General features: G+C 72.9%; 21 protein-coding genes and 1 pseudogene. 8 read left to right on the top strand and 14 right to left on the bottom strand.

The window, feature by feature from the left end; all coding sequences use genetic code 11:
- Positions 1 to 88: 88 nt before the first annotated feature.
- Positions 89 to 520 carry a DUF6892 domain-containing protein gene (locus DEJ32_RS14210; protein WP_110901743.1) on the top strand — a complete coding sequence of 144 codons (432 nt, stop codon included), beginning with the start codon at positions 89 to 91 and terminating at the stop codon, positions 518 to 520.
- Between the two features lie 4 nt (positions 521 to 524).
- On the opposite strand, the gene DEJ32_RS14205 is transcribed toward DEJ32_RS14210, so the two are convergent.
- The 3 genes from DEJ32_RS14205 to DEJ32_RS14195 are packed head-to-tail and all read right to left on the bottom strand — an operon-like array spanning position 525 to position 3,255.
- Entirely contained in the window at positions 525 to 1,205 is a 681-nt protein-coding gene (locus DEJ32_RS14205; RefSeq protein WP_181420693.1) for a uracil-DNA glycosylase, read from the bottom strand.
- 7 nt (positions 1,206 to 1,212) lie between these two features.
- The gene (locus DEJ32_RS14200; RefSeq protein ID WP_110901742.1) at positions 1,213 to 2,412 is read right to left on the bottom strand and encodes a glycosyltransferase; all 1,200 of its coding nucleotides are present in this window, start codon (positions 2,410 to 2,412) and stop codon (positions 1,213 to 1,215) included.
- A gap of 9 nt (positions 2,413 to 2,421) precedes the next feature.
- The gene (locus DEJ32_RS14195; RefSeq protein ID WP_181420692.1) at positions 2,422 to 3,255 is read right to left on the bottom strand and encodes a DUF429 domain-containing protein; all 834 of its coding nucleotides are present in this window, start codon (positions 3,253 to 3,255) and stop codon (positions 2,422 to 2,424) included.
- 67 nt (positions 3,256 to 3,322) lie between these two features.
- On the opposite strand from DEJ32_RS14195, the gene ligD reads away from it, so the two are divergent.
- A complete protein-coding gene (ligD, locus tag DEJ32_RS14190; protein ID WP_110901741.1) occupies positions 3,323 to 4,342 on the top strand; it encodes a non-homologous end-joining DNA ligase in 1,020 nt (339 codons plus the stop codon).
- A 63-nt stretch (positions 4,343 to 4,405) separates the two neighbouring features.
- Here the strand turns inward: ligD and DEJ32_RS16355 are convergent, their stop codons facing one another.
- From DEJ32_RS16355 to DEJ32_RS14185, 3 genes are all read right to left on the bottom strand, one after another.
- Complete coding sequence (locus DEJ32_RS16355) at positions 4,406 to 4,555, bottom strand: hypothetical protein (protein WP_181419600.1); 150 nt, start codon at positions 4,553 to 4,555, stop codon at positions 4,406 to 4,408.
- Positions 4,552 to 4,713, bottom strand: a complete 162-nt coding sequence (locus DEJ32_RS16350; protein WP_181419599.1) for a hypothetical protein — start codon at positions 4,711 to 4,713, stop codon at positions 4,552 to 4,554. Before DEJ32_RS16350 ends, DEJ32_RS16355 begins: the two co-directional genes overlap by 4 nt.
- Positions 4,714 to 4,858: 145 nt before the next feature.
- The gene (locus DEJ32_RS14185; protein ID WP_110901740.1) at positions 4,859 to 5,905 is read right to left on the bottom strand and encodes an ATP-dependent DNA ligase; all 1,047 of its coding nucleotides are present in this window, start codon (positions 5,903 to 5,905) and stop codon (positions 4,859 to 4,861) included.
- Between the two features lie 86 nt (positions 5,906 to 5,991).
- Here DEJ32_RS14185 and DEJ32_RS14180 point away from each other — a divergent pair, with 86 nt between their 5' ends.
- The gene (locus DEJ32_RS14180) at positions 5,992 to 7,011 is read left to right on the top strand and encodes an MBL fold metallo-hydrolase (protein WP_110901739.1); all 1,020 of its coding nucleotides are present in this window, start codon (positions 5,992 to 5,994) and stop codon (positions 7,009 to 7,011) included.
- Positions 7,012 to 7,110: 99 nt separating this feature from the next.
- On the opposite strand, the gene DEJ32_RS14175 is transcribed toward DEJ32_RS14180, so the two are convergent.
- Positions 7,111 to 8,847, bottom strand: a complete 1,737-nt coding sequence (locus DEJ32_RS14175) for a putative Ig domain-containing protein (RefSeq protein ID WP_110901738.1) — start codon at positions 8,845 to 8,847, stop codon at positions 7,111 to 7,113.
- A gap of 334 nt (positions 8,848 to 9,181) precedes the next feature.
- Complete coding sequence (locus DEJ32_RS14170; RefSeq protein ID WP_110826075.1) at positions 9,182 to 10,084, bottom strand: LysR substrate-binding domain-containing protein; 903 nt, start codon at positions 10,082 to 10,084, stop codon at positions 9,182 to 9,184.
- An 82-nt stretch (positions 10,085 to 10,166) separates the two neighbouring features.
- Between DEJ32_RS14170 and DEJ32_RS14165 the strand changes: the two genes are divergently transcribed.
- A complete protein-coding gene (locus tag DEJ32_RS14165) occupies positions 10,167 to 13,649 on the top strand; it encodes a proline dehydrogenase family protein (protein WP_110901737.1) in 3,483 nt (1,160 codons plus the stop codon).
- 461 nt (positions 13,650 to 14,110) lie between these two features.
- Positions 14,111 to 14,551: a VOC family protein gene (locus tag DEJ32_RS14160; RefSeq protein ID WP_110901736.1), complete on the top strand. Its 441-nt coding sequence runs from the start codon at positions 14,111 to 14,113 to the stop codon at positions 14,549 to 14,551.
- 13 nt (positions 14,552 to 14,564) lie between these two features.
- On the opposite strand, the gene DEJ32_RS14155 is transcribed toward DEJ32_RS14160, so the two are convergent.
- Positions 14,565 to 15,191, bottom strand: a complete 627-nt coding sequence (locus tag DEJ32_RS14155; RefSeq protein WP_181420691.1) for a QsdR family transcriptional regulator — start codon at positions 15,189 to 15,191, stop codon at positions 14,565 to 14,567.
- A gap of 63 nt (positions 15,192 to 15,254) precedes the next feature.
- On the opposite strand from DEJ32_RS14155, the gene DEJ32_RS14150 reads away from it, so the two are divergent.
- Positions 15,255 to 16,448 (top strand): acyl-CoA dehydrogenase family protein, encoded by a 1,194-nt coding sequence (locus tag DEJ32_RS14150; RefSeq protein WP_220033036.1) that lies wholly within the window; start codon positions 15,255 to 15,257, stop codon positions 16,446 to 16,448.
- An 82-nt stretch (positions 16,449 to 16,530) separates the two neighbouring features.
- Here DEJ32_RS14150 and DEJ32_RS14145 read toward each other — a convergent pair whose 3' ends face one another.
- The 3 genes from DEJ32_RS14145 to DEJ32_RS14135 form a co-directional block, all read right to left on the bottom strand.
- Entirely contained in the window at positions 16,531 to 17,415 is an 885-nt protein-coding gene (locus tag DEJ32_RS14145; protein WP_110901734.1) for a patatin-like phospholipase family protein, read from the bottom strand.
- Between the two features lie 343 nt (positions 17,416 to 17,758).
- Positions 17,759 to 18,790, bottom strand: a complete 1,032-nt coding sequence (locus tag DEJ32_RS14140; protein WP_110901733.1) for an NADPH:quinone reductase — start codon at positions 18,788 to 18,790, stop codon at positions 17,759 to 17,761.
- A gap of 49 nt (positions 18,791 to 18,839) precedes the next feature.
- Positions 18,840 to 19,205, bottom strand: coding sequence for a helix-turn-helix domain-containing protein (locus DEJ32_RS14135; protein WP_110901732.1), 366 nt, complete (start codon positions 19,203 to 19,205; stop codon positions 18,840 to 18,842).
- A 113-nt stretch (positions 19,206 to 19,318) separates the two neighbouring features.
- On the opposite strand from DEJ32_RS14135, the gene DEJ32_RS14130 reads away from it, so the two are divergent.
- Positions 19,319 to 19,966 (top strand): NAD(P)-dependent oxidoreductase, encoded by a 648-nt coding sequence (locus tag DEJ32_RS14130; RefSeq protein WP_110901731.1) that lies wholly within the window; start codon positions 19,319 to 19,321, stop codon positions 19,964 to 19,966.
- Between the two features lie 135 nt (positions 19,967 to 20,101).
- On the opposite strand, the gene DEJ32_RS14125 is transcribed toward DEJ32_RS14130, so the two are convergent.
- Positions 20,102 to 21,427 carry an MFS transporter gene (locus DEJ32_RS14125; RefSeq protein ID WP_258369072.1) on the bottom strand — a complete coding sequence of 442 codons (1,326 nt, stop codon included), beginning with the start codon at positions 21,425 to 21,427 and terminating at the stop codon, positions 20,102 to 20,104.
- A 123-nt stretch (positions 21,428 to 21,550) separates the two neighbouring features.
- Between DEJ32_RS14125 and DEJ32_RS14120 the strand changes: the two genes are divergently transcribed.
- Positions 21,551 to 22,408, top strand: a complete 858-nt coding sequence (locus tag DEJ32_RS14120) for a LysR substrate-binding domain-containing protein (protein WP_110826066.1) — start codon at positions 21,551 to 21,553, stop codon at positions 22,406 to 22,408.
- A gap of 30 nt (positions 22,409 to 22,438) precedes the next feature.
- Here DEJ32_RS14120 and DEJ32_RS16345 read toward each other — a convergent pair.
- Positions 22,439 to 23,877, bottom strand: a pseudogene (locus DEJ32_RS16345) (hypothetical protein); the annotation flags it as partial.

Genomic DNA, 23,877 nt, shown 5'->3' with positions numbered 1-23,877 from the left:
CCCTGTTCCTGCTGACCGCTTCCTGTCCAGTCCCACAGGCGAATCGGCGCGTCGGGCACGTGCAGCCGCCCCTCGGTACGCTCCCTGCATGGACGAGGAGTCGACGACCACCGAGGAACCCATCGAGTTCGCGGACTTCAACGCGAAGCTGCTCGTGCTCGACGTGCTCTGCTACGACCTGGACGTCATCGAGCCCTACGACGGGGACGACGACGAGGAGACGGTGGTGGACGAGGACGACGTTCCGGGACAGGACGACCGGGCGCGTGCGTACTACGACGACCTCGACCTGCTGCCGTCGCAGCTCGACCTGGTCACCGAGCTGACGGTCGACTCGGACCTCGAGGTCCTGCAGGACGTGCACCCCGGGTGGGACGGCTCCGACGACCGTTACGACCCGCAGAACTGGGACGACGTCATCGACCTGCCGGCCCTGCGCATCGTGTACGCCGCCGCTCCGCTGCCGGCGCACGTGTCCGAGGCGCTCGCCGCCAAAGGTGTGGACGTGCGCTCGGCGTAGTCCCTCAGCGGAGCTCGGCGAGCTGCGCGGTGAACTCTGCCGCGCCGCCCTGGGCGGGGTGCCGCACCGCGATCGCGTCGATGCCCGCGGCGGCCAGCGCACCCTGCGCCTTCCGCCCGACCGCCACGAAGCGTCGCGCCCCGACGGCCTCGGCCAGGGCCAGTGCGACCGGAGCACCGTCCCGCACCTCGGCCGGACGCGGTGTGCGGTTCGTCAGCCGGTCCGGTGCGACGAACGGGTGGTGCGGGAACACCGCCCAGAGCACCGGCAGGGGGCCGTGCCACCCGCGCAGGGCTGCGTGCACCACGCGGGATGACGCCTCCCACGGTGCGGTCGGGTCCTCGGGCACCGCGAACGGGACGTCGGCGAAGAGCCCGTCCGGGTCCTGCAGTTCGCGCATGCTCGTGAAGGGCACGCCGGTGTTCGTCATGCCGCGCCACCCGGGTGCCTCGGCGACCAGGATCGTGTCGGCCGCCGGGCCGAACCGCCGGAGGTAGCGGTCGAGGTTCGCCCGACGCAGCACCCCAGCCCCGCCTGCACCGGCACCAGCGCCGACGCGGTCGCCCCCGCCCACGGCAGCCCCGGTGCCGCCGTCGAACAACCGCTCGGCGTCCGCCGCTGCCGGCACCGCGTCGAGCGCCGTCCAGAACGCGGCCAGGTCGATCGGTGCAGGCTCGGGCGTCACGTCGTCCTCAGCGCCCGAGCACCCGCAGGTACACGCGCTCCAGGCCGACCGCCGATCGGTCCCAGCTCAGCCGCTCGGCGTGCTCACGACCCGCGGAGGACAGTGCGGCGGCGTACTCCGGCTCGGTCAGCACCCGCTGGATCTCCGCGGCCCACACCGCCGGGTCGCGGGACTCGAGCACGACCCCGGTCTCGCCGTCGAGCACCGCTTCGCGCAGCCCCCCGGCAGCGGCCGCGACGACCGGGACACCGGACGCCGATCCCTCGAGCGCCACGAGCCCGTACGTCTCCGAGTGCGACGGGACGAGCACGGCCGCCGCCCCACGGAACAGGAAGGCGAGGTCGGCGCGCGACTGCGGCCCGATGAAGGTGACCCGGTCGGCGATGCCCAGCGACTCGGCGAGCCGACGCAGTTCGGCCACGTGGTCGCCGGCCTCGCTCGACGCGTCCCCGGCGATGACGAGGGTGGGACGGGCCTCCCGGTCGATGCCGGCGAGGGCCTCGATCGCCAGGTCCAGGCCCTTGAGCGGTTGCACGCGTGCAGCGGCGACCACGTACGGCACGGTCGCCCGGCGGGCACCGACGCCGGCCGGACGGAAGACCGACCCGTCCACGCCCGGCGGGACGATCCACACGCGCGACGCATCACCGCCGAGCCGCGTGCGGACGGTCTCGGCCTCGGCCTCGCTCACGACGACGACGGCGTCGGACTCCCGGGCCAGGCGCTGCTCGCCGGCCATCCGGCCGGCGGACTCGGGGCGTTCGCCCTCGGACAGCGGCGTCTCCGCGTCGGCGGCGATCGAGTGGAAGGACTGGACGTGCGGGACGCCGCGGTCACGGGCGACGGGGAGCGCTGCGGCACCGGAGAACCAGTGGTGCGAGTGGAACACGTCGAACGGTCCGAGTGCGGCGAGCCCGTGTCGGAACGGTTCGATGAAGGCGTCGTGTTCGCCCTTCGGCACGGGCTGGGCGGGCCCGGCGGAGAGGAACCGGAGGCACACGCCGGGGACGAGCGCGACCGAGTCCGGCTGCGTCGGCGACGAGCGTCGCGTGATGATGTCCACCTGGTGGCCGCGGTCGGCCAGGGCCTCGGCCTGGTGCCGGACGACGACGTTCATGCCGCCGACCTCGCCGGAACCGGGTTCGTCGCCGGGGGAGGTGTGCAGCGAGACGAGCCCGATGCGCAGCGGTTCGGTCGTCGTGCTCACCGGGCCAGCCTAGCGAGCGGGACGCTGCGCCTCCCGCGCCGGTGCGACGAGGGCCGGCAGCCGTCCGGCGGTGTCGCGCGGGTCGGACGGGAAGGAGTCATCGCCTCCGAGCACCTGCACCCGTCGGTCGCCGTGCCGCTCCCAGAACGCCGCCGTCCAGGCGCAGAGGACGCCGTCCAGCAGGTCCTCCCGGTGCTTGTGCGTCGGTCCGTGCAGCACCGACGGCTCCGCCAGCGCCCGGGTACGCGGATCGCCGTCGAGGTCGAGCGGCGGATCGAGCGGCCTCGTGCGGACGCGCCGGACCAGTTCGTCGAACGCCTCGGCGCGGCGCTGACGGGCGACCGCCGGGGGCACCGACGGGTCGAGCCGCTTGTACCGGGGGCGTTCGTCGTCGTAGCCGAACTCCTCGACGCCGACGAGGGTCGTGTACGGGTAGCACTCGAAGACCGCCGGGCCGCTGCGGTCGTGCATGCTCGCGGTGTCGCTGACGTAGGTGATGCCCAGCGCGGTGAGCCGGTCGAGCAGGCGGGCGCCCGCGCTCGCGGCCGAGGCGAGGCTCGTCGGGTTCGCGGCGACCCTCCATGGGCCGTAGCGCTGGCCGACCTGCCGTTCCACCTGGCGCATGCCCGTCGGGTTCGTGACGACGAGGGAGGCGTCCACGGCGACGAGCGTGCGGGGGCCGAGCCGCTCGGCGATCCAGGCGGTGACCGCGTCGACCCCGCGGGCCCAGCCGGCGTCGACCACCCGTCCCGCGTCGTCGACGGCGGCGAGGCCGGTCTCGTTCGGCGCCCGACGCTCGGTCCCGAGGCCCCACGCCAAGTCGACCCCGAGGTACGCGTTCACGGTGCCATCCTGCCCGTGCGGACGCGCGGCACGCACTCCGCGGGTGCGGGGGAGTAGGTTCCGCAGCATGGCGACACCGGCGACGACGTTGACCGTACCCGGACCCGAGGGCGACCGGGAGGTCCGGATCTCCAGCCCGGCACGCGTGCTGTGGCCGGACCTCGGCATCACGAAACTCGACCTGGCGCAGTACCTCGTCGACGTGGGGGAGCCCTTCGTCCGGGCGAACGGCGACCGACCGATCTCGCTGCAGCGCTTCCCCGACGGTGTCGACGGCGAGCAGTTCTTCTCGAAGAACCCGCCGAAGGGTGCGCCCGACTACGTCCGCGCGGTGACGGTCACCTACCCGAGCGCCCGGAGCCACCCGCAGCTGGTGGTCGACGAGCCGGCCGTCGCGGTCTGGGCGGCGCAGATGAACACCGTCGTCTTCCACCCGTGGGCATCCCGTGCCGAGGACAGCGACCACCCGGACCAGCTCCGGATCGACCTGGACCCGCAACCGGGCACGGACTTCTCCGACGCGGTGCCCGCGGCCCACGAGCTGCGGAAGGTCCTGGCCGACGTCGGGCTCGAGGCGTGGGTGAAGACGAGCGGCAACCGCGGCCTGCACGTCTTCGCGCCGATTGAGCCGGCGTACGAGTTCCTCGACGTCCGGCACGCCGTGATCGCGGCAGCCCGGGAACTCGAGCGGCGGATGCCCGAGCAGGTGACGACCGCGTGGTGGAAGGAGGAGCGCGGGCAACGCGTCTTCGTCGACTTCAACCAGGCGAACCGCGACCGGACGATGGCCGGCGCCTACAGCCCCCGTGCGCTCCCGCACGCTGCCGTGTCGACCCCGCTCGCGTGGGAGGAGCTCGACACCGCGGACCCGACCGTCTTCACGATCCGCACCGTCCCCGGTCGGCTCGCTGCCACCGGCGATCCGTGGGAGACGATGTCCGCCGCGTCGCGGAGCATCGATCCACTACTGGAGTGGTGGGCTCGCGACCTGGAGCGTGGTGAGGGGGAGCTGCCGTTCCCGCCGGACTTCCCGAAGATGCCCGGCGAGCCGCCGCGCGTCCAGCCGTCCCGGGCGAAGAAGGGCTGACCGGACCGCTGAGGCGCCCTCTGGGACGGCGCCCCCTGGGACGGCGCCCGCTCGGACGGGGCCTCAGACGAGCGAGGAGGCGTCCTCGGAGCGGAGCCCGTCGTCCTCGACGCGCGAGGTCTGCAGCGGCAGACCGACCGTGGCGGTGTGCAGGCGGGTGAGGCGCGACCACGTGCGGCGGTTGCCCTGCGTCACGCCGTCCAGGACGATCATGCGCCGAGTCCGATCGTGACGAAGGCGAGCGCGGCGGCGGTCACACCGGCGATGCCGCTGATGATCGCGCTGGTCTGGAGCGCACGCAGATGACGTGCTTCGCGGACCTCGCTGAAGGGGCTGCGCTGCGCCCGGCGAATGAGGATCTCGTTGCTCATGTCCACTCCGATCCGTGGTGTCGAGACGGTGTCCGACCACCGTTTCCCTGGTGCCTCAGATGTTTCCACAGTTTCACTAGTTCGACTAACTACTGATCACTCTGGAGCGCGGATTGGACATCCGGTCTGTCAGACCAGGGTCGGATCAGGACAGGACGTCGCTGAGGTCGTACGCCGTCGGGACCTCGAGCTGGTCGAACCCGCACGAGCGCGCCTCGCGGTCCGGACGCCACCGCGCGAACTGCACGGTGTGCCGGAACCGGTCACCCTCCATCTGGTCGTACCGGACCTCCAGGACGCGCTCCGGTGCCAGCCGGACGAACGACGTGTCGCGACCGGACGAGAACCGTGAGCGCTCCCCGTCACCGGTGACGGGCCTCCCGTCCGCGTCCCGCTCGACGAGCGGTTCCAACTCGTCGACGAGTTCCCGGCGCCGCTTGTCCGTGAAGGCGGAGACCCCACCGACCATCCGCAGCTCGCCCTCGTCGTCGTACAGCCCGAGCAGCAGCGACCCGACACCGGTCCCGCTCTTGTGGACCCGGTACCCGACGGCGACGACGTCCGCCTCGCGGTGGTGCTTCACCTTGAGCATCGTGCGCTTGTTCGGCTCGTACGGCTTCGACCGCGGCTTCGCCACGACCCCGTCGAGACCGGCACCCTCGAACGTCGTGAGCCACTCGCGGGCGACCTCGACGTCGAGCGTGGTGCGGGTGACGAAGAGCGGGGCTGCGAGGTCGGCCCCGAGTTCCTCGAGCGCGGCACGGCGCTCGTCGAACGGCCGGCCGGTCAGGTCCTCGCCGTCGAGGTGCAGCAGGTCGAAGGCGACGAACTGCGCCGGCGTCTCGACCGAGAGCTTCGCGATCCGCGAGGCCGCGGGGTGGATCCGCTGCGACAGGGCTTCCCAGTCGAGCCGCTCGTTGCCCGGCACCCCGGAGCGGACGACGACCTCACCGTCGAGGACGACGGGGTGCTCCCGGCCGCCGAACCGGGCGCGGAACGCCTCGACGAGCTCCGGGAAGTACCGGGTCAGCGGCTTGGCGCCGCGGCTGCCGATCTCGACGTCGTCGCCGTCGATCGTCACGATGCCCCGGAAGCCGTCCCACTTCGGCTCGTACCGCAGGCCGCCCGCGATGCTGTCGGGGTCCGGCACGGTGGCGACGGCCTTGGCGAGCATGGGCGCGATGGTCTCCATGCGGCCTGTCTACCCGCCCGCTGCGGGACCGGCCCGGAGGCCCGTCACGGCCCGGTCCGCCGGCACCGCCTGGTTAGGGTTGTCGCGTGTCGATCCCGCCGCCCGTCAGCACCGCGCAGGCCGAGGCGCTCGCCGCCGGCGCCCTCCCGCCCGTCGAGGAGGTCCGGCCCGGCATCTGGACCATCGCCGTCCCCTTCCGGGGCGGTGTGCCCGACGCCACGCTCGCGTACGTCATCGAGGGGAGCGACGGGGCGCTCGCGGTCATCGACCCCGGGTGGTCCGACGGCGGCTCCCTCGACGTGCTGTCCGACGGGTTCCGGACCGTCGGCCGCCGGCTCGAGGACGTCACCCTCGTCGCCGTCACCCACCTGCACGCCGACCACCTCGGTGCCGCGGCCGCACTGCGGCGACGCTCCGGCGCCCCGGTCGCGATGCACGCCGCGGAGGTGCGCGCGCTCGAGCACGAGCGAACCGACGCCGAGCAGAACGACCGCGACGTGCGGACCTGGGGCGTGCCGGCCGCGCTGCTCGACGGGGTCCTGGCCGCGTGGGGGACCGGCCGCCGCATCGGGCAGGGGACGGCGGAGGCACCGTTCGCCGACCTGCTGCTCGCGGACGGGGACGTGTTGCCGATCCCGGGGCGGACGATCAGCACACTGTGGACACCGGGACACACGGGCGGCCACGTCTGCTTCGTCGACGAGCCGGACGGGCTCCTGTTCACCGGGGACCACGTCCTGCCGCGGATCAACCCCGGCGTCGGACTCGGCGGCCGGACCAGGACGAACCCGCTGCGTGACGCGCTCGACTCGCTGGCGAGGCTCGATGGCCACGGGCACCTCGAGGTCTGCCCCGGGCACGAGTACCGGTTCCGCGACGTCGTGTCCCGAGCCCGTGTCCTCATCGACCACCGGGACGAGCGGACCCGGCACGTCGCGGACGCGCTCGATGCACTCGACCGGCCGACGCTCTTCGAGGTCGCGTCCCGCGTGCCGTTCAGCGGTGGGATCGAGTCGATGTCGGGCTTCCTGCTCGCGAGTGCCCTCAGCCAGACCGCGTTCCACGCCGACCTGCTCGGTCGCGCCGAGGAGATCCGCGGCGCCTGACGACCGGCGCATCGTCCCCGTCGGGCGGGGCGGGAACGGAACGGCCCCGCCGATCCGTGGAGGGATCGACGGGGCCGCGGGAGGAGCCTCCCGTCCGGGTCAGCGACGGGCGCGACGGCGGACGGTACGCAGGCCCACCAGTGCCGCACCGGCGGCGAGCATGGCGAGCGCCCAGGGCAGGGCGTCGGTGCTGTCGGTACCGGTGTAGGCGAGTCGGCCGTGCGCGGCGGTGCGGACCGGGACGGTGCCGATCGGCGCGGCTGCCGGCTGGGTCAGCACCGGGGGAGCCGACACCGGGGGCGTGGTGCCCGGGGTGGTCGCGGTCGGGGTGACCACGACCGGGAACGACGTGGCGAACGCGTCGCCGGTGGCCGTCAGGGTGTGCGTCGAGGCCTCGGGGAAGGTCACGTCGACCGCGTTGTAGCCGCCGAACTCCTCGTCGATGGTGATCACGTCGGAGGCGACGTCGGAGGTGACGGTGAGCGCGGACGGCGTGCCCTCGTCATCGGTGACCTCGTTGCCGAACCGGTCGACGATCCCGCCGTCGACCAGCAGCGTGCCGTCCTGCTCGACGGTGGGGCGACCACCAGGCGTGAAGACGACGTCGAGGTCCCCGCCGTCCGCGCCGGTGCTCCAGTTCAGGTCGACGGTGTCGATGTCGCCGTCCTCGCCGATGATCCAGCTCCGGATGGTGCCCGAGTCCTCTTCCTCTGCTGCGGCAGCTCGGAGCTGGAAGCCGATGGACATCCCGTCGCCGAACAGCGCTTCGTAGTCAGCGCGGTCCGTGGCGATGACCTGCACGCCCGCGGGTGCTGCGGCGTCGACCGACAACTCGACGTACTGGGTCGTCGTGGCCGTCCCACTGGTCGCGGTCACGGCGAAGTCGTAGTAGCTCGCCCACTCGGTCGTGCCGGACAGGACGCCGGTGGTCGCGTCGAAGGTGATGCCGTCGGGCAGCTGGCCCTCGGGGGTGTCCTCCGGGTACTCGGGGTCGGCCTCGTAGCCGTCGTAGTACCAGGCGAGCGAGTACGTCGGTGCGGGGCTGCCGGTCGCACGGAACGTGTACGAGAACGCCTCACCGGCGGTTGCCTCGAGGGGCAGGCTGTCCTCGTCGGCGGCGGTGCCGCCCTCGACGGGCTCGCCGTTCTCGTCCACGAACACCGGGTCCTGGGTGACCACGGCGGAGTCCGCCGTCGCGGTCTCGTCCGTGTGTCCCTCGAGATTGTTCCGAACAGTGACGGTGACGACCTTGCCCGCGTCGTCGGCGACGACGTCGTACAACTGGCCCTGGTCGCCGGTGGCGACACCGCCGACCGACCAGCTGTAGGAGAGCTCGGATGGGTCCGTGAAGCCCTTGGGCTTCGCGCGGAGCGTCTGGCCGACCTTCGCGGTGCCGGAGATCGTCACGGTTGCGGATGCCGCCGCCGTGGGCGCGGCCTCGGCCGGGCCGGTGTCGCTCGGCTTCGCGGTGCTCGGGCTGGTCGGTGTCGGCATCGCGCTGCCGGTGGCCGGAGCGGTCGGCGTGACGGCGCCGGTCCCGGCGGCGGCACCACCCGTGGTCGCGCCGGTGCCACCGGGGGCGCTGGTCGCGCCGTCGGTCGGGAGGCTCGGCTCGGCGGGCGCGGTCGCCTCTCCCGGCGTGGTCGTCGCGTCGGTGCCCGGCGTGGCGTCGGTGCCCGGAGCGGCGGGAGTGGTGACCGACGTGTCGGTCGTCGGTGCCTCGTCGGCGTAGGCGGTCGTCGCGGTCATGACGCCGAGACCGGTCGTGAGGCCGATGAGTGCTGTGGCAGTACCGACGGCGCACGCGCGTCGGACGAAGGAGGTGCTGCGATGCACGGGTTGTTCCCCCATATTTCGAGTCCGGACGGGTGCCGGAACACAAGAGTTGGCCGAGAGTCCTCGGGTGATCGGAGCGTATTGGGACGGAGAGGTGTAGAGGGCAGCGCAACAGCAGAAGTGCCCCGAGCTGGGGGTGCGCGTGCCGGATCGTGCGGTTTCCCGCACCGGTTCCTCTGCGTTCGTACAGATGAGGGCGGGCCGCTGCAGGTGCGCCCTCGTCTCCGGAAGTCAGGCGCGACGACGGCGCAGACGGGCCGTCAGGACCACGGCCCGGGCGGCGAGCAGCACGCATGCTCACGCGATCGGGCCCGACTCGTCGGCTCCGATGGTCTCAGGAACGGGAGGTCGCCGCAGCCCGTTCCAGGGCGTCCCGGAGTGCTGCCACGGCGGGGGACAGCGAACTCGCCGTCCGCTGCGCCGTGAAGATCGTCCGCTCGGCGTCCCCGGGCAGGTCGAGCAGCCGACAGGTGGTCGACCGGCCGGCCCAGACCAGGTCCGGCATGAGCGCGACCGCGTTGCCGGACTCGATCAACCGGATCTGCGCCTGCAGGTCGGCGGTCTCGTACCGGACGTCGGGTTCGAAGCCCGAGCGCCGGCAGAGCTGCTCCGCGAAGTGCCGCGACGCCGTTCCTCGTGGCTCCATCACCCACGGCAGGTCGGCCGCGCCGGTGAGGGAGTCGACCGGCCACAGCGACGTGTCCACCGGCGGCAGCGCGAGCCGGACGGCGTCCGTCGTCAGCTCACGTCGGTCCAGGCCCGGGAAGCGCGGGGCCGCGTGCGCCGGGTACTGCTCAGCGATCACCATGTCGAAGTCCCGCGCCCACGTCTCGTTGAGTGCGGTCTCCGGCTCGCGCTGGACCATCTCGACGCGGACGCCCGGGTGTTCGGTGACCATGATGCGCAGCGCGTTCGGCATGAGGGCGAGCGCAGCAGACTGGAAGACCGCGACCCGGACGCGTCCCTGCACGCTGGTCAGCGTCGCCTCGACGGCGGACTGCGCCCGTTCGAGCGTGTCGAGCACGTCGCCCGCCGCGGCCACGAGCACCTCGGCCTGCGGCGTGAGCTGGAGTCGCCGTCCGGCCCTCCGGAGGAGCTGCACACCGGCCTCGCGCTCGAGGACCGCCAGCTGTTGCGAGACCGCCGACGGGGTGAAGTTCATCGCCTCGGCGACGGCGGCCACGGTGCCCCGGATCGACAGCTCCCGCAGGAGCACGAGGCGCCGGACGTCGAGCATGGGGAAACAGTAGTGCAGCTGAACGGAATGCATCAGGAAGAGTTGCTTCCGCTACCGGAAGCGCGAGCCCCACACTGAACCCATGACCGACGTCCAGCCGCGCGACGACGCAGCGACCACGACCGACGATGTGACCACCACCGACTCCGCCGGACTCGCCGACGAGTCCGTCGCGCTCGTCCGACAGTGGCTCGCCGAGGCCGAGACGTACCCGGTCGACGGGTCCGCGAAGCAGCTCGCCGGCGTCCTCGCCGACCCGAAGGGCCTGGCCTTCGCCGTCGGGTTCGTCGACGGCGTCGTCCGCCCCGAGGACCTCGGCGTCGCCGCGCGCAAGCTCCGCGCCATCGCGCCGGACGCACCCGGCTTCCTGCCGGCCGCGCTCCGCGGCCTGGTGCGCCTCGGTGGCGGGATGGCACCGGGCCTCCCGGGCGTCGTCGTCCCCGTTGCCCGACGCGTGCTGCGGAACATGGTCGGGCACCTCATCGTCGACGCCACCGACGCGAAGCTCGGTCCGGCGATCGCGAAGATCAAGCAGGACGGCATCCGCCTCAACGTGAACCTGCTCGGCGAGGCCGTGCTCGGTGAGCGCGAGGCTGCGCGCCGCCTCGCCGGCACGCACGCGCTGCTGAGCCGCGGCGACGTCGACTACGTGTCGATCAAGGTCTCCTCGACCGTGCACCCACACTCGCCGTGGGCGTTCGACCACGCCGTCGAGGACATCGTCGGGCAGCTCCGGCCGCTGTTCGAGCGCGCGGCAGCGTCGACGCCGAAGAAGTTCATCAACCTCGACATGGAGGAGTACAAGGACCTCGACCTGACGATCGCGGTGTTCACGAAGCTCCTCGACGAGCCGCAGTTCACCGACCTCGAGGCGGGGATCGTGCTGCAGGCGTACCTGCCCGACGCGCTCGCCGCGATGGAGCACCTGCAGGAGTGGTCCGCCGCCCGCCGTGCCCGCGGGGGCGCCGACATCAAGGTGCGCCTGGTCAAGGGCGCGAACCTGCCGATGGAGCAGGTCGAGGCCTCGGTGCACGGCTGGCCGCTCGCGACCTGGCACACCAAGCAGGACTCGGACACGAACTACAAGCGCGTGCTCGACTGGGCGCTCACGCCCGAGCGCATCGCCAACGTGCGGGTCGGCGTCGCCGGTCACAACCTGTTCGACGTGGCACACGCCTGGCTCCTCGCCGGTGAGCGCGGTGTGCGGAACGGCATCGAGTTCGAGATGCTCCTCGGCATGGCGCAGGGCCAGGCCGCCGCGGTGAAGAAGACCGTCGGCTCGCTGCTCCTCTACACGCCGGTCGTGCACCCGGGGGAGTTCGACGTCGCCATCGCCTACCTCATCCGTCGCCTCGAGGAGGGCGCGTCGCAGGACAACTTCATGTCCGCGGTGTTCTCCCTCGCCTCGTCCCCGACGCTCTTCGCCCGCGAGGAAGCCCGGTTCCGCGACTCCCTCGCCCCGCTCGCGCTGCCCGGCGGGCTGGACGCCCCGGCACCGCACCGTGTCGCCGACCGGTACGCGGCCGTCGACCGTCCCGTCCCCGGCCACTTCGAGAACACGCCGGACAGCGACCCGTCCGTCGGTGCCGTCCGCGAGTGGGGTGCCGCCATCACCGAGCGGATCGCCACCTCGACGCTCGGCGTCTCCGCCGTCCGGGAGGCCCGGATCACCTCCGCCACGACCCTCGAGTCCGCCCTGCAGCGCGTCCGCGCCGCGGGCACGACCTGGGGTTCGTGGTCGGGTGCCGCCCGCGGCGCGGTCCTGCACGCCGTCGGCGACGCCCTCGAAGCGAACCGCGCCGCCCTCATCGAGGTCATGGCGTCGGAGACCGGCAAGACGATCGACCAGGCCGACCCCGAGGTCTCCGAGGCGATCGACTTCGCGCACTTCTACGGCGAACTGGCCGCATCGCTCGACACCGTCGACGGTGCGTCGTTCACCCCGGCCGCGCTGACGCTCGTCACGCCGCCGTGGAACTTCCCCGTGGCGATCCCCGCTGGCTCGACTCTGGCCGCCCTCGCCGCCGGGTCCGCCGTCGTGCTGAAGCCCGCGCCGCCGGCCGCCCGCAGTGGTGCCGTCCTGGCGTCGGTCATCGAGACCGCCCTCGACGCGCACGGTGCACCGGCCGACGTCCTGGCGTTCCTCGACGTCGAGGAGTCCGAGCTCGGGAAGGACCTCATCGCGTCGCCGCTCGTCGACCGCGTGATCCTGACCGGCGCGTACGAGACCGCCGAGCTGTTCCGGTCCTTCCGCCCGGATCTGCCGCTGCTCGCCGAGACCTCCGGCAAGAACGCGGTCATCGTGACCCCGTCGGCGGACCTCGACCTGGCGGTGAAGGACGTCGTCGCCTCGGCCTTCGGCCACGCGGGGCAGAAGTGCTCGGCCGCGTCGCTGGTCGTCATGGTCGGCTCGGTCGCGAAGTCCAAGCGCTTCCGCAACCAGCTCCTCGACGCGGTGTCCTCGCTGACCGTCGGCTACCCGACCGACCCGACGACCCAGATGGGACCGATCATCGAACCGGCATCGGGCAAGCTGCTCGACGGCCTGACGACGCTCGGCGCGGGGGAGTCCTGGGCGATCGCACCGAAGCAGCTCGACGAGACCGGCAAGCTCTGGAGCCCCGGTGTCCGGCAGGGCGTCCGGCGCGGTTCGGAGTACCACCGCACGGAGTACTTCGGCCCGATCCTCGGCGTGATGGTGGCGGAGACCCTGGACGAGGCGATCGACATCGTCAACGAGGTCGACTACGGCCTGACCTCCGGCCTGCACTCGCTCGACCCGGGCGAGATCGGGACGTGGCTCCGTCGCATCCAGGCGGGCAACCTCTACGTGAACCGCAGCATCACGGGCGCGATCGTCCGCCGCCAGCCGTTCGGCGGGTGGAAGAAGTCCGCAGTCGGCGCGGGCACCAAGGCCGGCGGCGTGAACTACCTGGTCGGTCTCGGCTCCTGGGAGCCCGCCGTGGCCCGCGCTGGCTCGACGCCGTCGTCGGACGTGTCGGCCTTCGTCCGGGCGACCGGTGTGGAGTCCGAGTCGGTCGACCGTGCGATCGCGTCCGACGAGCTCGCGTGGACCTCGGAGTTCGGGACCGCGGCCGACGTGTCCGCACTCTCCGCCGAGCGCAACGTCTTCCGCTACCTGCCGTTCCCGGGGGTACACGTCCGCTTGGCTGCCGAGGGCACGACCGACGACCTCGTGCGGGTCGTCGCCGCGGCGCTCCGTGCGGGCACCGCCGTCCAGGTCTCCACGGCCGTCGCGCTCCCGGAAGCGGTGGCCACCGCGCTCCGAGGCCTCTCGCTCGTCGAGTCCGTGCGGCAGACCGAGTCGGACGAGACGTTCGCCGCCCGGATCGCTGCCGGCCCGTCCACGCGCGTCCGACTCATCGCCGGGGACGCTGCCGCGCTCGCCGTCGGGACGGACGGGCGGCCGGACGTCGCCGTCTACGCGGAGCCCGTGACCGAGGCCGGGCGCATCGAGATGCTGCCGTTCCTCCGGGAGCAGGCGGTGTCCATCACGGCGCACCGCTTCGGGACGCCGAACCACCTGTCGGACGACCTCATCTGACGGCTGCTCGCCAGTACGACCCCTCCGGGCGGACACGGCCCCTCGCTTCCACGCGGTGCCGTGTCCGTCCTGCAGTGTGGCGGATGATGCCCGGCCAGCCGGTGAGCGCTGTCCGGATCGGCCTTCGGCGACCCCTCGGTACAACAGGTTCATGTGTGAATCGGTGCAGTGCCTGGTGTGTGGGAAGGCGACATGGACCGGGTGCGGTGAGCACGTCCGTGAGGTCTTCCGCGGCGTCCGTCGTCGTGACCGGTGCGCGGGCCACGGTGTGCCGCGCTCCTTCCCCGACGACGACGGGTTCCGCTGAGCCGCTGACCCGCTGCTGTACCGGCCCGTCGGCCCGACCTGTCCGCTCGCCGCACGGTCGGTGCTCGCGGTCAGGTGTCCGGCGTTGCCTCGGATCCACGTCGTACAGCGACGACGACCCGGCCACCCTGCCGGTGACACCCGAGGAGCCCCACATGACCGACCCGATCGCCCGCCCCATCGCACTGGCGCACGTCCGCGTGACCGTGACCGACATCGCCCGCAGCAAGGCGTTCTACCAGCAGCTGTTCGGCGTCGAGCCCGCGATGGACTTCAGCGAGCACGCCGGTGAGCCCGGGATCACCGAGGACCGTGAGCGGCTCTACGGCGGCTGCATCTTCCCCGTCGGGGACCAGCTCTTCGGCCTCCGCCCCGTCGCTCCGAGCGGCCAGCGGTTCGACCCGGACACGGTCGGTCTCGACCACGTGAGCTTCATGGTCGGATCGGTCGACGAGCTGCACGAGGCGGCCGCGCGGCTCGACGCCGCCGGTGTCGAGCACGGCGAGGTGACCGACCTCGGTGACGCCGGCATGGTGATCCTGTCCGTGCAGGACCCGGACGACATCAACCTGGAACTGGCGGCCGTCCGCAGCTGACCACCCGCGGCGGTCACCGCACAGGGCGCAGGATGTACTCGAACGTCGTGCGTGCCCGCTCGGGGTCGGGCGTGTCGCCGGAGATCAGGTCCGCGTAGGTGAAGGACTCCGAGACGCGGACGAGCAGTCGACCGAGTTCGTCGGGGGAGAGCGGCGCCGGGTCGAACGTCCCCGACTCCTGCTCGGCGGCGACCAGGGTCGAGACCACGGCGACGAAGCGCCGCTGCACGTCGCTGTCGGTCGTCGTCAGGAGTCGCAGGGCCCGGGCCGGCTCGCGGGTCAGGAACGCGCGGAAGTACGGCGCCCGGATCAGGTCCGCGGTGAAGTGGTCGAGGACGTCGACGATGCGTGCCGCTCCCGACGGTGCCGCCGCACGGCCCGCGGCGTCGAGCGTCGGGACGGCGAGCGACCAGAGGATCTCGGACAGCAGTTGGTCGCGGTTGCCGACCCACCGGAACAGCGAGGTCCGGTCGACGCCGAGGGACGCCGCCAGGGCACCCATGTCGACGCGCGCCCCGTCGATGAAGGCATGGCGTGCGGCACGGAAGGCGCGCTGGGCGTCGGGGTGGGCCTCCAGGCGGGTGGCGAGCGCGCTCGGGACGAGCGCCGAGCCCAGTGCGCCGAGCGCCTGCCTGCTCACCGTTCCCCCCGAGTCGTCGACGTCGTCTTGCAACGTTTCTGAGAATGATGCATCGTTGGGGTCATGTCAATGACGGCTGCGCAGACGCCCCTGCTGGAATCCGACTTCTACCGGTTCCAGGAGCAGCTGACCGACCAGGAACGCGCCTCCCTCGGCGAGCTCCGCGAGTACCTCGAGCGCGACGTCGCGCCGATCGCGGACGAGTACTGGGCCCGCGCCGAGTTCCCGACGCAGGTCATCGCGCCGCTCGCCGAGCTCGGCATGTACGGCCCCGGCGTGCCGCTCGTCCGGCAGTTCGAGAACTCCGCGGTGTACCGCGGCTGGGCGGCCCTCGAACTCGGTCGGGTCGACGCCGGCGTCGCGACCTTCATCGGCGTGCAGTCCGGTCTCGCGATGAACTCGATCGCGGTCGCGGGCAGCGACGAGCAGCAGCGTGAGTGGTTGCCGCGCATGGCCTCCGGGGAGGTCGTCGGGGCGTTCGGACTGACCGAACCGCTCTCCGGCAGCGACTCCGCCCGCGGCCTCCGCACCACCGCCCGGCGCGAGGGGGACACCTGGGTGCTCAACGGCTCGAAGCGCTGGATCGGCAACGCCACCTTCGCGGACGTCGTCGTCATCTGGGCGAAGGACGAGGCGGACAACCAGGTCAAGGGCTTCCTGGTCACCTCCGACACCCCGGGGTTCACCGCGACGAAGATCGAGGACAAGATCGCACTCCGGTCGGTGCAGAACGCCGACATCACCCTCGAGGACGTCCGCGTCCCGGAGGCCCGTCGCCTGCAGCGCGCCGACTCGTTCCGGTCCACCGCTGCGGTGCTCCGCCTGACCCGCACCGAGGTCGCCTGGCAGGCCGTCGGCATCTCGGTCGGCGCCTACGAGGCCGCCCTGCGCTACGCCCGGGAGCGCGAGCAGTTCGGCAAGCCGATCGCGTCGCACCAGCTCATCCAGGACCTGCTCGTGAAGTCCCTCATGAACATCACCGCGTCGATCGCCCTGTGCACCCAGGCGTCCGCGCTGCAGGACCAGGGCCTCGGCGGCGACGAGCACTCGGCGATGGCGAAGGCGTTCGCCACGGCGAAGATGCGCGAGACCGTCGGCTGGTGCCGCGAGGTCCAGGGCGGCAACGGCATCGTCCTCGACAAGGGCGTCGCCCGGTTCTTCGCCGACGCCGAGGCCATCTACTCGTACGAGGGCACCCGCGAGGTCAACACGCTCATCGTCGGCCGCGCCGTCACCGGACAGGCCGCATTCGTCTGACCGGCGGGTCCGGGCGGCAGCGGAGGACCGCCGCCGCCCGGTCGTCGGCCCGGCGTCGGTCGCTCGTCGCCCGGTCGTCAGCTCAGGCCCAGAACGCGCCGATGCGCTCCGCCACCGGCTCGGCCTGCGCGCGTCCGGCCTCCGCCGACGGCCGCTGCGTCGACAGCGCCAGTGAGTTCGTTCCGAAGGCCCGCTGCGACGCCTCGTCCGCGACGAGGACCTCGACCCGCGAACCGGCGTCCCGCAACGAGGTGACCGCACGGTCGAGCCACGGCCCGAGCGGTGACGGCCCCTCGGGGCTGCAGGCGATCACGAGCACCCGCTCGTACCCGGCCGCGACGTCCGCGTTGGTCGACGAGCGCATGCCGCCGTCGATGTACGGATGCTCGTCGATCCGCACCGGAGACCAGACCAGCGGGACGGAGCAGCTCGCGGCGACGGCACGTTCGAGCGGCACGCCGTCCTCGGCGCGGAGCACCCGGAAGGTCCCGTCGACGGCGTCCACCGCGGTCACCGCGTAGGGCCGGTCCGGCCACGCGGTCGTGGGCAGCGTGTCGCGGAAGGTCGCAACGCGTTCGTCGTCGCTCTGTCCGGAGGTGATCTGCTGCGCGGCGGCTCCGAGACGCGCACGGGCGTCCTGCTCCGAGGTGGCTCCCTGCAGTGCCGCCGCGAAGCGCTGCTCGAACTCGGCGGCATCGACGCGCGCCGGCTCTTCGTACGTGGTCGGGAGCGGGCTCAGCTGCTGCTCGTAGGCACCGCGCACGCCGCCGCTGCGGAGGAAGGTGCCGACGACGCTGCCGGCGCTCGTGCCGACCACCAGGTCCGCCGCACCGAGGTCGACCCCGGCGTCCTCGAGGGCCGACAGGACGCCGAGCTCCCAGGCGATGCCGGCGACGCCACCACCTCCGAGGACGACTGCTCTGGTTCCGGGCGTGGGTGTGGGGAGGGGCGCTGCGGCGTCGGTCATGCCTCCTGCTTACCAACCCCGCCGATGAACGCGTACTGCGTCGGTCCTGCCGGACCCGACCACGCGCCGGACGGGAGGCTCGGATCGCCGCCGCCCCGCGCCTCCCGGTGGCGCTCGGACCGGCCCCGCGCCTCCTGGCGCTGCTCGGACGGCCCCGCGCTTCCCGGCCCCGCGCCGGACGGGAGGCGCGGATCGCCGCCGCCCCGCGCCTCCCGGCGCCGCTCGGACCGGCACAACGAGAACCGGCCCGAACCGCCGATTCCGGTGGTTCGAGCCGGTCCCTGTTGTGCGGTGCCGAAGCGCACCACGGAGCGGGGCGCCGAAGAGCACCGCGCAGCGCGACCTACTCCGCCGACTGCACGTCGATGAGCACCTTGCCGACCGCGTCGCCCTGCACCGCGTCATGGGCTGCTGCGGTCTCCTCGAGCGGGAAGCGGATCAGCGCGAGCCCGGCCTCCTCGCCGACCGGCAGTACACCGTCGCGCAGCGCGGCGGTGATGTCCTCGGCAGCGGCGGCGAGGGCGGCGTCGCCGATCGTGTACAGCAGCAGGAACTGGTAGCGCGCGTTGATGCCCATGTTCGGCCGCACCGGGATCGATGCCGCGTCTCCGCCGTTGTCCGCGTACATCGAGACGACGCCGTGGTTCGCCAGGACCGCAGCGTCGAGGTCGGCGTTCGCCGGGATCGACACCTCGACGACGATGTCCACGCCGTCCGGGGCGATCGAGCGGATCCGGTCGGCGGCGCCGTCCTCGCGGTAGTTCACCGTGTGGTGGGCCCCGGCCGCCGCGGCGAGGGCCGCCTTGTCCTCCGAGCTGACCGTGGCGACGACGGTGGCGCCGGCCCAGCTGGCGAGCTGGATCGCGGCGTGTCCGACGGCCCCCGCGCCGCCGGCGACGAGCACGGCCTTGCCGGACAGGGCACCCGGCGAGAGGCGGGTCGGGCCGTCCTCGTGCACGGTGAGCGCACGGTGCGCGGTCATCGCCGGCACGCCGAGGCTGGCACCGACGTCGAACGAGACGCCCTCCGGGAGCGGGACGACGCGGGCGGCTGGCACGACGGTGAGCTCCTGCGCGGTGCCGGTCGGGCGGGACGCGGCGGCCATGAACAGCCAGACGCGGTCACCGACGGACAGGCCCTCGACGCCGTCGCCGACCGCGTCGACGACGCCGGCACCGTCCTGGTTCGGCGTGATCTCCGGGAACGGCAGGCCGTCGCCGTACGTGCCGCCCTGTCGGGCCTTCCAGTCGGTGGGGTTCACCCCGGAGACGACGACGCGGACGCGGACCTCACCGGCACCGGGCTCGGGGACCGGACGGTCGGCGAGGGAGAGGACGGCGGACGTTCCGGGCTGGGAGTAGACGATCGATCGCATGCCTCCACGCAACCACCCGCGGTCGGCGAGGATTCCAGACCGGGTGTGGTCAGGAGCGGGAGTCGTACCCCGAGCGCGCTTCGGCGACGCCGTCCATGTGGTCGATCGCCCACTGTTCGAGCGGCACGAGCACGGCGCGGAGCGACCGGCCGGTGTCGGTGAGCTCGTACTCCACGTGCGGCGGGATCTCGGGGAAGACCGTCCGGGTGACGAAGCCGTCACGTTCGAGGGCCCGGAGCGTCTGCGTGAGCATCTTCTGCGACACACCCTGCACCCGGGTGGCGATGGCGGAGTACCGACGAGGCCCGTCCGCGAGGGCGCCGATCGTCAGCACGCTCCAGCGGTCCCCGATCCGGTCGAGGAGCTGCCGCGAGGGGCAGTCCGCCGCGTAGGGGCTGTACTCGAGCGCGCTCATCCCGACCTCCGTCACGCACCACGAGGTGCCTACTTACTCGGAGAGAGTAACACCCGTACAGTGAGTGGCACGGCGCGCCACCGCGTCGGCACCACCACCACGAAGGAGCTCGCATGTCCACCATCGTCGTCTTCGGAGGCACCGGGTACGCCGGGTCCGCCATCGTCCGCGAAGCCCTCTCCCGCGGGCACGAGGTCGTCGCCGTCGCGCGTGACACCACGAAGCTCGACGCCGCCGAGCACCTCACGCTCGCGCAGGGGGACGCGTTCGACGCCGGCTTCGTCACCGAGGTCACGAAGGACGCGGACGTCGTCATCGTCGCCCTGCACGCGGTCCAGTCGGACGGCACCGAGTTGAAGGACCGGTTCCAGCACTTCGTCGACGCCGCGGCCGCTGCCGGTGCGCGCCTCGGCATCGTCGGCGGCGCCGGCTCGCTGCTCGTCGCCGAGGGCGGCCCGGCCCTCTACGACACGGCCGAGTTCCCCGACGCCTTCAAGGGCGAGGCGAAGAGCCACGGCCAGGTCCTCGAGGCACTCCGCGCCGGTGGCACCGACGTCGACTGGTTCTACGTCAGCCCCGCCGCCGCCTTCGGCAGCTACAACCCGGGGGAGCGTCGTGGCACGTACCGCACCTCGGACGACGTGCTCCTCACCGACGCCGACGGCAACTCGGACATCTCGGGCGCCGACTACGCGATCGCGGTCGTCGACGAGATCGAACAGCCGAAGCACCACCAGGCGCGGTTCGGCGTCGCCTACTGAGCGCAGCTGTCCACGTCACCACGTGACGGACGGGAGGCCCGTGACCAGCTGGTCACGGGCCTCCCGTCCGTCACGGCGGCCCGGCCGCTGGCGCGCCGGTCCGGTTCCGGCGGCGCGGGCACGCCGCCCGTGGTGTCAGCGGTTGCCGACGATGGTCGGCAGCGGCAGGTGGTGACGCATCCGCATCTCCAGGTGCAGGCCGCCGCGTCGGGCGAGGACGAACGCGATCACCGTGGCGGCCGCGGCGGGCACGCCGCCCGCGACCATCATCCCGACGTGCGCGCCGAAGTGGTCGACGACCTGACCCATGACGGGGCCGCCGATCGCCTGACCACCGAGCAGCACGAGCACGTAGAGCGACAACACCCGCCCGCGGATCGCGACGTTCGAGGACAGCTGGACGAGCGAGTTCGACGCCGTCATGAAGAGCAGCTGCGACAGGCCGACCACGACGAGCAGGACGGTGAACGGCGCGATCGTCGGCGCCGACCCGGCCACCACGAGCAACAGCCCGGTCCAGAACACCCCGCCGACGATGGTGCGAAGTCGGACCACCGCCCGTCGTGTGGAGAGGACCGCGCCGGTCAACGCTCCCACCGCGACGGCGGAGTTGAACAGGCCGTAGCCGCCGGCGCCGACGCCGTACACGTCGGACGCGAAGGCGGACAACAGCACGGGCATCGTCAGCGCGAAGACGGAGAAGAACGCGAGCAGGACGACGGGCACGATGATCGTCGGCTTCGCGGCGGCGTACCGCAGCCCCTCGACGAGCTGCCCCTTCGCCCGCGCGGCCGGCGGTGTGCGGTGGAGTTCGGAGACGCGGAGGAACCCGAGCGTCACGACCACCGCGACACAGGCGGCGGCGTTGATGCCGAACGACCACCCGGCCCCGACGGCGACGAGCAGGATGCCGGACAGCGCCGGACCGATCATGCCGCCGAGCTGGAACACCGACGAGTTGACGCTGATCGCGTTGCGGAGGTGCTGGTGACCGACGATCTCGGTGACGAACACCTGCCGCGCCGGGTTGTCGATCACGGTGACCATGCCGACCAGGAACGCGATCACCCAGATGTGCCACGCCTCCACGACCCCGGCCAGGGTGAGGACGGCGAGCAGCAGGGACAGCACCGCGAAGGCGCCCTGCGTGATCATCATCAGCGCGCGCTTCGAGTACCGGTCGACGAAGACCCCGCCGAGCAGCCCGAACAGCAGCATCGGGGCGAACTGACAGGCGACCGTGATGCCGACCTGCGCGACCGAGCCGGTGAGCTGCAGCACGAGCCAGTCCTGCGCGATGCGCTGCATCCACCCTGCCGTCATCGCCACCAGGTTGGTGGCGGTGAAGAGCCGGAAGTTCGGCACCGACAGCGCGATGAAGGACCGCCGCCACGGGGGCGGTGTCGTGCTGATCGGGAGCGGCTCAGTGGGCGGGTGGACGGTCGTCGGGGACGGACGCACGGTGTGGGGGACTCCGGCTGTCGAGGGCGGGAACGGTACCCGGTCGAAACTATCCGCTCCCGGTCCATTCGATCCTCCTATGATCGGCATCACTCCATTGCGATGTCGAATGAAGGGCCCGCCGTGCTCGATCCCGTCCTGCTCCGGACCTTCCTCGCCGTCGCCGAGACGAGCAGCTTCACGCAGGCCGGCGTCCGTCTCGGCATCAGCCAACCGACCGTCTCGCAACACGTTCGCCGGCTCGAGTCAGCGGTCGCCCGGACCCTCGTCGCACGGGACACCCGCGGGGTCCGGCTCACCGACAACGGCGACGCGATGGCGGGGTTCGCCCGGACGATCCTGGCGGCGCACGCGACCGCGGACGCGTACTTCTCCGGGGTGGCGGCTCGTGGTCGCCTCCGGTTCGGCGCGGCCGACGACCTCGCGATCACGCAGCTGCCGCGCATCCTCCGGGACTTCCGGAAGCTGCACCCGCAGGTCGACCTCGAGCTGACGGTGAACCAGTCCGCGCCGCTCCTCCGACGGGTGCACGCGGGTCAGCTCGACCTCGTGTTCATCAAGCGGACGGCGGGGGAGTCCGCAGAGGGCACCAGGGTCGCCTCGGACCAGATGGTGTGGATGGCGCAGGACGGCATCGCCCTCGAGTCCGACGACCCGGTGCCGCTGATCGCGTACCAGGCGCCGAGCATCAGCCGGCAGATGGCGATCGACGCGCTCGAGGCCGCCGGGCGCACGTGGCGGATCACCTGCAACACCCGTGACGTGAACGGTGTGCTCGCCGCGGTGCGGGCGGGGATCGGCGTCGCGGTGTTCCCGCACTCGCTCATCCCGGCCGACCTGGTGAAGGTGTCGCAGCGGCTGTCGCTGCCGGACCTGCCCGCGGTCGACTACGTCCTCATCGCGAACCCGACCGTGCAACGCGAGCCGATCGAGGCGCTGACGAACGCGATCCTCTCCCGGGGCGTCGTCCGCGCGGTGTGACGGGGGTCGTCCCCGCCGTCAGCGGGAGGGTCAGGGCGCGATCGTCGGCGTGGCCCCCGTGCCCGTCAGGTCAGGCAGCGGCGCACCGAGTGCGGACGCGACGGCCCAGAGCAACACGAGGGTCCCGACCGCGCCGAGCACGGTGCCGAGCAGGGCGACCGGCCGCTGCCAGGTGGACGCGGGGTTCCGCATCGTCACCACGGACACCACGACCGCGAGCACACCGAGCAGGACGCCGACGGCGTGCACGGTCGCCGGGGCTGTGAACCACCAGGCGGCGAGACCGAGCGTGGCGAGACCGGCCAGGGCACCGAGCACGGCACCCGGCGTCGCGCCGATCGGACGTCGAGCGCGCGTGGCGGACGCACCGGTTCCGGCCTGGAGGCCCGTGTCGGCTCCCGTCACCGGCGTCACCGGCGGAGCGGCTTGCGGCTGCGCGGTCGTCCCGGCGGCGACGGGGACCGCGGTGGACCGCGCCTTCGTCGGCTGGGCCGGACGACGCTTCGGCAGGAAGCCCCGACGGGTGTTCGCGCCGCGGCTGCGGTCGGCGTTCCGGTGCTCCCGGGCAGGGGTCGGGGCGTGGGCCGCCTCGCCGTCGGACGCAGCAGCCTTCGCCGGTTCCGCTGCGGCCGGCGCGACGGACGGCAGGGCCCGCGTGACCGCGGGGACGGCCGGCGCCACGGCGTGCGGCTCGGACGCCGGACCGGGGAAGGGTGCGGCGGTGGTGGGCGCCGGGGTGGCGAGCACGGCCTCGAACGTCGGCGGAGCGGTGACCGCCGGCGGGATCACGCGCGCCTGCTGTCGGGCGAAGCGGGCGGGCGTGCGGTACCCGATGGGTCCGACGGCCTCGGGCTCGCCGCCCTCGACGACGACGTGTTCGAGCCCGGGCACCGAGAACCGCGGCTGTCCTGCTGCCGGCACGACGGGGAACGCGGGCGCCGGCGGGGCGGCCGGGGTCGCGGTGGTCGCGCCACGTCCGGCGGAGCGCGCTGCCGGCCCGGCCGTCGGAGCGGTCAGGATCCCGGCATCGGGGGTCGCCGACCAGGACTGTGTGGGGGCCGGTCCTGCCGGGGCAGGCACGGGCGCCGCGGACCGGGTGTCGCCGGTGTCCGCGAGCGGTCCGACGGGCGCTGCGGACGCGTGCGCCGCGCCGACCACGGGAGCCGCGGGCATCGCCATCGCCCCGGCGGAGGCCTGGCCATCCGTCGCGCTCCGACGCGCTGCACCGTGTCGTGCTGTGGCGCGGGGACCGCCGGCGGCGGTGCCGTCCGCAGCAGGGTCCGGGGTGCCTGCCGGTGTGGCGGTCGCCTCGGCCGGTCCGAGCCCGGCGACGGTCGCACGCGCCTCCGCGACGGCCGAGAAGGGGACCGTGTCGACGTTCGGCGACGTCGGAGCCGGCGGCAGCAGCTCGGGGGTCGGCGGGAAGTCGGGGACGACGGCGTTCGGGTCGAGCACCGGCGGGGCGGGGG

Source organism: Curtobacterium sp. MCPF17_046 (genome assembly GCF_003224295.1).
GTDB lineage: Bacteria > Actinomycetota > Actinomycetes > Actinomycetales > Microbacteriaceae > Curtobacterium.
Note: the sequence above shows the minus strand (reverse complement) of the source record. Positions and strands in the feature narration are given on the sequence as shown.